Below are 7,748 nucleotides of genomic sequence, written 5' to 3' on the forward strand. Positions count from 1 at the left end.
GTTTGACTTGCTCATTTGCTTTTTTAATAGTGTGTGCTCACTTAAAATTTAACGTTGGCGCTTTGTTTTGTTCAGTTTTCAAAGAGCAATTTGTTGTCGTCTCTCTCAGAAGCGACCTCTATAATGTAACACATTCTGTCACGTTTCGTCAACAACTTTTTTTAAAAAGTTTTCAACAGCTTGTTAGCTGTTTAAGTTGCTGTCTTAGCGACAAGAAATAATATACCATGTACTAATAATGTTTGCAATACGTTTTTTAAAACTTTTTTCTAAAAAGTGTTTTTTTCTACTTTCTTCTATATAATCGTTCTTTTTTAATCATGATATTTTAAGATAACCAGTCCCCTGTTGCGCTCATTCGTGATTAAATGACGCATATTTAGCTACAAACACAAATAGACATATAAAGATATCTTTTTCCCATGAGGTGAAGCAATGAATCTTTCATTAATCGGATTACTCATTTCCTACAGTATGGCCCTTTACTTATTCAGCACCGCTTATTGTGAAGCCATTAGGTTCAGCAGAGAAAAAGGCAGGGTGAATGGTACAACGTTTTTATTCAGCTTTACTTTCGCTTTAGTTTTTACACGGATCACCTATTTGTTTTATCCATATTAAATAAAAGCAGTAAGTCGGGTTCGACTTACTGCTTTTATACGGTGACTGGCTCTTCTTTGTGCACCTTACTTTTCTTTTCATCCTTTAGGAATATCATCAAACCTGCCAATATGATCGTACCTCCCAGAACCTGCGTCCACAGTATCGGTTCATCTAGTATGAAATAAGCTAAAATTGTCGCTCCAATCGGTTCCAGTAAGATTCCCATCGAAATTGTTGACGTGCTTAACCACTTCAATGACCAATTGAATAAAGAATGTCCTAATAGAGTCGGAAAGATGGCAAGCAAAACGAAATAAACCCAATCGGCAGTTGGATATGGCGCCAAAGGCTCTCCCTTGAAGATCACATAGAAAAACAAAGTGATGGCACTAATGGCATACACAACAAATGTGTATGTTGTTGATGAGATGCGCTTTCGTACATTTTGTCCAAACAGTAAATAACCAGTTACAAGCGCACATGCGATAAGCGAAAGAATGTCTCCCCAAAGCGCCATACCACTGATTCTCAAATCTCCCCAGCTAATGACAAGGCTGCCGGCTATTGCAATGATGCCGCTCAATATTGCTTTCATCGAAAATCTTTCTTTAAAAAATAAGTAAGCTCCCACAAAAGCGAATAAAGGCTGGAGGGTGACAAGCACAGTGGAACTCGCCACCGACGTGTAATTGAGCGATTCAAACCATAAAATAAAATGAAAGGCCAAGAACACTCCTGATGCAATCGAAAACAACCAATCCTTTTTCTCAATGAATCTAAGTTCATGGCGGTATTTCATTAAAAAAACAGGCAACATAAGAAGAACGGTAAATAATAAACGGTAAAAGGCTATTACACCCGATGGAGCAGTAGCTAACTTAACCAGAATGGCAGAAAATGAAACGGAAGCCACCCCAATCGCCAATGCAGCATAGGGATTCATTTTTGGAATTTGCATTCAAGTTACCCCTTTCAATTAGAATAACGCCTCAATGAAATCTATTCTACTATGTTAAAGTTATTAGGGTAAGCTTTTTTGAAAAACGGGTATATGGCAACAGAGATCTTATTCTTCTATATTACTTCGGAAGTGGTGAAACAAAATGGAATGGACATTCAATCCTCAATCGGAACTGCAAATCCTAATAAAACTGGGGATTTCAGCTCTACTCGGATTAATTATCGGGCTGGAGCGCGAAATGAAACGAAAACCTGTCGGATTAAAAACAAGCCTGGTCATTTCCATCGTCAGCTGTTTACTAACGATCGTTTCCATGGAATCCGCTTATAAGTTCCCAGGCAGTGAACACGTAAATATCACAATGGATCCCTTGCGTCTAGCCGCCCAGATAGTTTCTGGAGTCGGTTTTATCGGCGCGGGTGTCATTCTCCGCCGTGACAATAACAGCATATCCGGATTAACGACCGCAGCCATCATCTGGGGAGCGGCAGGTATCGGGATTGCCGTTGGAGCCGGATTCTTTCTTGAAGCGATAGCCGGCGTCATACTATTAATCATAAGTGTAGAATTGGTTCCTGCAATCGTCACCTGGCTCGGGCCAATGAAATTAAGGCAAAAAGAAATTTTTCTGCAGCTGGTAGTACAAGATAAAGATGACATTGCCGTCGTACTGAAAAAAATCAAAGACGAAAAAATATTCATCAAAAACCTTAGAATCAAAGATGTGGCAGAAGACCACCACCTTTTGACACTTAAAGTGCTGGTCGATCATAAAGTCAGAACATCGGAAGTGTACTACACTGTCTCCAATCTTAAGGAAATTGCACGGGTAGAGATCGAAAATGCATAAATGGAAAGAACAGTTAGACTAAAATCAAAAGGGTTCGGAATTAAAACATTCCGAACCCTTTTGAAATTCCCTCCATATGAAAAGATTTGATCCTCTACCGGCAAAATTAAGAACCTTCTTCAACTTAATGGAAACGGCAGTAAACCATGTCTGCATAAACCAATCGCACCTTACATAATCCTCAGGTCTCTAACATCTGACTCCATCACCTAATACCATATATTTACTATCATCCATCGGACAGCGAGAAAGTCTAGTGATACGTGACTTCGCTCTGGACTAACCCATTATTCACTTTAAATTTTCAGAATAACCAAACCGATATCTTTGTCTATACGTTTATATATAGTGAAGGGAGCAGAACTATGATTTGATTATACATTTCAAAGGAAGGAGGTTAGAACACAAGCTGGATTTTGACAGGGAATTGATTTTCCTGTTCATCTACTTGGCTTAAAAGATCGTATAGTATATCAAGAAAATAATTTCCCGAGGTGAGTAATGTTTAAAAAAATGAAGGTGAAAAGTATATGGATTATCCCCTTACTATTTGTGTTTTTTCTACCAAATGTAATTGGTGCTTCTTCTACTAAAGGTAAAAGCCTAGTGTTAGGGACAGGCTTTGACACCCACATCACCAACAATTCCCTTGCCGTAAGTCCGGATGAGCAACTAGCGATTGTCTCGGATAGCCGTGAACGATCCATCCTAGTCTATGATCTTACCAAAGGCAAGTTGCTCAAAAAGATCGACGGCTTTGTTTCACCGAGAAACATCGTGTTTATTGATGGCGGCTCAGAGTTTGTCGTCTCAGACAGTACGCTCGGTACGCTTCGTTTTTACAGCGTAAAAAATTTCACCTTGAAAGATGAAGTTGTCGTTGGACCAGGCGCATTCGGGACTGCCGTCAGCCCGGATGAAAAGACATTATATGTGAACATTCAAGCACACAATTCTGTCACGGTCGTGGATCTGGAAAAACGAAAACCGATTGACGTCATTACCGGTTTCGCCCAACCAAGGCAAGGCATTAAAGTCTCTTCGGACGGAAAATATATCTTTGTCACGAACTTTCAAGGAGATAAAGTGTCCATCGTTAATGCCGCCACTAAAAAAATCATTCGTGAAATATCAGGGTTCTCCAGTATTCGCGGAATCTCGATTACCACTGATGGAGAATCATTGTATGCCGCCAACAGCGGACGCAACAGCATTTCCGTAGTTGATACGCTAGACGGTAATATAAAGAGTGAAATAAAAGTGGGACGTGAACCATATGGCGCTGCTCTATCACCTGATGACAAACTCCTTTTTGCAAGCAACAAAGCTGACAATACGATTGACGTGATCAATGTTGCTGATCACCGCGTAGTTAAAACAATTGGGGGGTTCAAAGAACCAAGACAAGCTATTGTCTTTAGCCATGACGGAGATCAGGCTTATGTATTAAATCGGGATCTCTCTATTGCGCGTGTTGATATTAATAACTACTCGATCACGGATATAATTCAGGATAAGCAAAAAAAATATAAGCTTAAAATACTGGAATCAGACGAAGTCGGGAAGTATGTAGCAGATCAAGACGGAATGACACTTTATTACTTCACAAAAGATGATTCTAGTGTCAGTAATTGCAAAGGCCCATGTCTTGAAATTTGGCCGCCATTCCATGAAGATAACATCATCTCGAATAAAGGATTCGACAACAAAGACTTTAAGACAATCATAAGAGATGACGGGAAACAGCAAACTACGTATAAAGGACATCCTCTTTATTACTATGCGAAAGATAAGCAGGCAGGTGATATAAATGGGCAAGGCGTCAATAATGTCTGGTATGTATGGAAAAAAAAGATTTTTGAGGAATAAACGCAAGAACAAGGATTCAGGAACGCTGATAAATAAGTGGCACAAAATTGTTTGAATTAGAAGAATAGAACACGTAAAAACCTTTGATATTTTTGAACAGATGAAAAAATAAAACCAGAGATGGATTAAAATGATTAAATTCAGTTATTTTATAATTTTCGTATAACCAAAAAGCCTGTAGGCAAATTTGATATTCATCGAGTCTATTCTGAACCGTTTGACCACAATCGAACGGTTTTTTTATCATTTTTGCAAAAATTTCATATTTAATATTGACTTTTCCCGAAAATTCGCTAAAATAATTATTGTACCTCAATTCGGGGCATTAGCTCAGCTGGGAGAGCGCTACGCTGGCAGCGTAGAGGTCAGCGGTTCGATCCCGCTATGCTCCATACTATAAACTCTTAGAGCCATAACGGTTCTAAGAGTTTTTTATTTATATAAACTATCTCCATTATGAAATGCTGTCATTGAAGCGATAATTTGTTCACTGAGAACTCTTGTATCACGATCTAAACAGCTTTTACATGTAAGATATAAGATTCATTTTCCCAAATTACAAGTAAATCGCAGAGTTCAATATGTACTAGAAAGGTTTGATCATTTTCCATACCGATTAATTAACTAACGCACCTATAGTTTAAGTGAAAAATGATCTGGTATAGTGAAAGTAATAAAAGGTTGTAGTATTTTCGATATTTTCTAAAAGGGGTTACTTTATTGAGAAGTAGCTGAAGCTTTAGACGTATTAGAATAAGGCTGGATTCGACATTACTTTCTCTCGAAACGCAAATGAACAAACTTCATCATCTTTAATAAATCTACAGCCCTCACCATTACACGTGTTCCACTTTCCCACTTCTTGCTTGCTGGTATACCTTTGAAGTACGATTCGCAGGATATAACCTTGATTTTGGACGACCAACCTTCCAATGCTTTTGGATTGTTGACATAGAAATACATTTCCGCCCCCTTGTTCCCTGTTTTTTCCACCGTGCGATTTGAAATCTTTAATGCAAACTTTGATTCCGCATCGAAGTACAACTCCCCGCCTGGAAAGAGAAGCCCCATTTTCTGAAATACGCCTTTGAGTTCACTTGCCTGAAAATAGTAGAAAACACCGGCAGATACAAAAAGTATGCCGTCTTCCTCATTAAAAATCACATCATCAAACCACGAAACATCAAAAAATGATTTTGCAATGCTGATATTCCTCGGAGAGTCTGCGATTAGAGTTTTGCGGAAAGCAATCGCTTCTGGTAAATCAAGGTTGTACCAGTTAAGTGTGCCATTATCCACTCTTGAAAATGTAGTATCAAGTCCCGCGCCGATGTTTACAATAGTGGCCCGAGGATGTTTTTCTATAAAAGCTCGGATGGTATCGTCAACTTTTTTTGCTCGGACTATATAGCTTATGCCTCCATACTCTCCAAATGTATTGGATATTTCGGTAAAATTAAAATCACAGCTTGCAATGACCTCTATCGCTTCCTTGTCGTACAAAATTTCTGGATTCCTCTCACTGGCAGTGGCGCGTCCCCAAAGAGGTATTAGCATTGTGCCTTGAACGGATTGTAAATTTAATGACATAATATCTTTCCTCCAAAAGCTTCAAATTTTAATTGCGAATTCTTCAAAAGCGATTTCGCCGAATTAATTAATAGAAGGAATGATTGAGCCGAAAATTACCCCTGGACTTTTCATTGAAGGCACACTCACGTTCAGTCATATATATCAATCCTCCATTTTTTTAAGCAGGTAATTCACTTTATGCAAAGCGTATTGAAGATCCTGTTGCTCTTCACTATCTAGCTTGGACAGGTCATTGACGAAACTCTGATAAATTTTCGTCCATTTTTCTTGTTGTGAAGTTTTTCCTTTCTCTGTTAACTCAATCACAAACGACCTCTTATCATTCTTATTTTGACTCTTAGTAATGTAACCCCAATCAAATAAGCGCTTAAGCAAGTCTGTCATTTGCTGTTTGGGTACATTTAGCCCTTCACTTATTTGTTTGATAGTCACAGGATTATGATTCATAAATACGAATTCTAAGATTTGGTTCTGTAAATGAGTTAAGTTGCTGGATTTTTGATTCAATCGCTGAAAACTCTTAAACAAATTAGGGATTAACTCGATATATTCTTTACTAACTTGAGAAATAGTCATTGATTACCTCCTAATATAGCAATGTATTATATATCAAATTGATTAATAAACAAATTTTTTTTTGAATTTAGTAAATAATAATTTACTAAATTCTGATTTTCCCGAATGAAAGCTTGTGAAAATGCAACTGCACTTTTTGTCCAATAAAAAAGAACTGACTAATATCAGTTCACAAGATCTTGTACACGTTAGCTCTAAAGGTGGTTCAAAATCGTTTAACAACCGGTGTTTAATATTATACTCCCTATTATTTATTGAATTTGAATCGTTCCTTACTAAACTAAACTGCCCCGTTAGTGACATAAGGATTTTTAAACAACATTATTATTTTTTAATGACTTTATTGTAAATTAAACAACTTTATTATCTCTGTACAGTAGCGTCAGGAAAATGCGGATTTACAACGTTAAGGAAGTTTCAATATTAAAAAACCTAAATCTCAGCATTAAATGAGAAATTAGGTTTTTTCATTAATAGAAAAAGACTTATAAGTATTTATCACTAATCACTTTTATATGGTGTAACTCGTGCCCGACAATGCCATATGCAAAGGTACCTATCGAAACTGGGCTGTTCATTACAGTTCCATTACGATCCCACGCTGCATCATCAATGGTTGAAATAAGACTTAACGTGTTGGAGCGTACCGTGTCTAAACTAGCTAGTAGCTGCTCCCAGGATAATTTGTTGAAGTTTGCCGCAGAAACGTATTGATCCTGATCCATTGCTGGGAGTGGTGCACTTTCATTTCGTGCAATGGCAAGCATTCGATACGACATCACACGTTCCACGTCGGCCATATGCCCAATCACTTCTTTTAAAGTCCATTTCCCTGGTGCGTACGCCTTCCTTGCTGACTCCTCTGATATGCTGCTCAAGAGGGTAATGGTCTTAGTTCGTTGCTTACTAAGTATTTCTTCAATATCTCCATCTGGCACAAGACTAACATACCTATCATACTCTGGGTTTTCAATAGATAATGGTCGTGGACGCAAAAGAATCCTCCTCATCGGAATAGTTAATTATGGTTCTAGGCTAATATTCGACTGTCAAGAAGATATTTCCTTTATTTAATATTTAATTTCATTACCGCAAAATAATTGCAAATTAAACAACTTTATTATCTCTGTACAACTGATTTATGCAGTTAACATAATACAGATAATAATGGATTAATTCACTTTTTATTCCACTAACCTGCCCCGTTAGCCATCCATGAAGCGCAAAAATCAGCGCTTCACCACAGAGAATGAAAATTGGTCTCTATGTCGATAATGTTTTAATGGCTGGCGAAGA

Annotated in this window: 7 protein-coding genes and 1 tRNA gene; 4 read left to right on the forward strand and 4 right to left on the reverse strand. The window is 37.8% G+C overall.

The window, feature by feature from the left end; all coding sequences use genetic code 11:
- Positions 1-435: 435 nt before the first annotated feature.
- The gene (locus ACFWE9_RS24785) at positions 436-621 is read left to right on the forward strand and encodes a hypothetical protein (RefSeq protein WP_230159511.1); all 186 of its coding nucleotides are present in this window, start codon (positions 436-438) and stop codon (positions 619-621) included.
- Positions 622-655: 34 nt separating this feature from the next.
- On the opposite strand, the gene ACFWE9_RS24790 is transcribed toward ACFWE9_RS24785, so the two are convergent.
- On the reverse strand, positions 656-1,561 hold the full coding sequence (locus tag ACFWE9_RS24790) for a DMT family transporter (RefSeq protein WP_230159510.1): 906 nt from the start codon (positions 1,559-1,561) through the stop codon (positions 656-658).
- Between the two features lie 145 nt (positions 1,562-1,706).
- Between ACFWE9_RS24790 and ACFWE9_RS24795 the strand changes: the two genes are divergently transcribed.
- The 3 genes from ACFWE9_RS24795 (at position 1,707) to ACFWE9_RS24805 (ending at position 4,675) form a co-directional block, all read left to right on the forward strand.
- Entirely contained in the window at positions 1,707-2,414 is a 708-nt protein-coding gene (locus ACFWE9_RS24795) for an MgtC/SapB family protein (protein WP_230159509.1), read from the forward strand.
- Between the two features lie 501 nt (positions 2,415-2,915).
- The gene (locus ACFWE9_RS24800) at positions 2,916-4,283 is read left to right on the forward strand and encodes a hypothetical protein (RefSeq protein WP_377359317.1); all 1,368 of its coding nucleotides are present in this window, start codon (positions 2,916-2,918) and stop codon (positions 4,281-4,283) included.
- Between the two features lie 319 nt (positions 4,284-4,602).
- A tRNA-Ala gene (locus ACFWE9_RS24805) sits at positions 4,603-4,675 on the forward strand.
- 379 nt (positions 4,676-5,054) lie between these two features.
- On the opposite strand, the gene ACFWE9_RS24810 is transcribed toward ACFWE9_RS24805, so the two are convergent.
- The 3 genes from ACFWE9_RS24810 to ACFWE9_RS24820 form a co-directional block, all read right to left on the reverse strand.
- Entirely contained in the window at positions 5,055-5,873 is an 819-nt protein-coding gene (locus ACFWE9_RS24810) for a class I SAM-dependent methyltransferase (RefSeq protein ID WP_230159507.1), read from the reverse strand.
- Positions 5,874-6,017: 144 nt separating this feature from the next.
- Complete coding sequence (locus tag ACFWE9_RS24815) at positions 6,018-6,452, reverse strand: MarR family winged helix-turn-helix transcriptional regulator (protein ID WP_230159506.1); 435 nt, start codon at positions 6,450-6,452, stop codon at positions 6,018-6,020.
- A 485-nt stretch (positions 6,453-6,937) separates the two neighbouring features.
- A complete protein-coding gene (locus tag ACFWE9_RS24820; protein WP_230159505.1) occupies positions 6,938-7,447 on the reverse strand; it encodes a DinB family protein in 510 nt (169 codons plus the stop codon).
- Positions 7,448-7,748 lie beyond the last annotated feature (301 nt).

The sequence above is a fragment of the Peribacillus sp. NPDC060253 genome (assembly GCF_042727425.1).
In the GTDB taxonomy this organism is placed as follows: Bacteria; Bacillota; Bacilli; order Bacillales; family DSM-1321; genus Peribacillus.

What these genes read in the sequence shown, in the direction of transcription:
- ACFWE9_RS24810 (WP_230159507.1), bottom strand. Translation starts at nt 5,873, where the DNA reads ATGTCATTAAATTTACAATCCGTTCAAGGCACAATGCTAATACCTCTT.
- ACFWE9_RS24795 (WP_230159509.1), top strand. Translation starts at nt 1,707, where the DNA reads ATGGAATGGACATTCAATCCTCAATCGGAACTGCAAATCCTAATAAAA.
- ACFWE9_RS24815 (WP_230159506.1), bottom strand. Translation starts at nt 6,452, where the DNA reads ATGACTATTTCTCAAGTTAGTAAAGAATATATCGAGTTAATCCCTAAT.
- ACFWE9_RS24785 (WP_230159511.1), top strand. Translation starts at nt 436, where the DNA reads ATGAATCTTTCATTAATCGGATTACTCATTTCCTACAGTATGGCCCTT.
- ACFWE9_RS24800 (WP_377359317.1), top strand. Translation starts at nt 2,916, where the DNA reads ATGTTTAAAAAAATGAAGGTGAAAAGTATATGGATTATCCCCTTACTA.
- ACFWE9_RS24790 (WP_230159510.1), bottom strand. Translation starts at nt 1,561, where the DNA reads ATGCAAATTCCAAAAATGAATCCCTATGCTGCATTGGCGATTGGGGTG.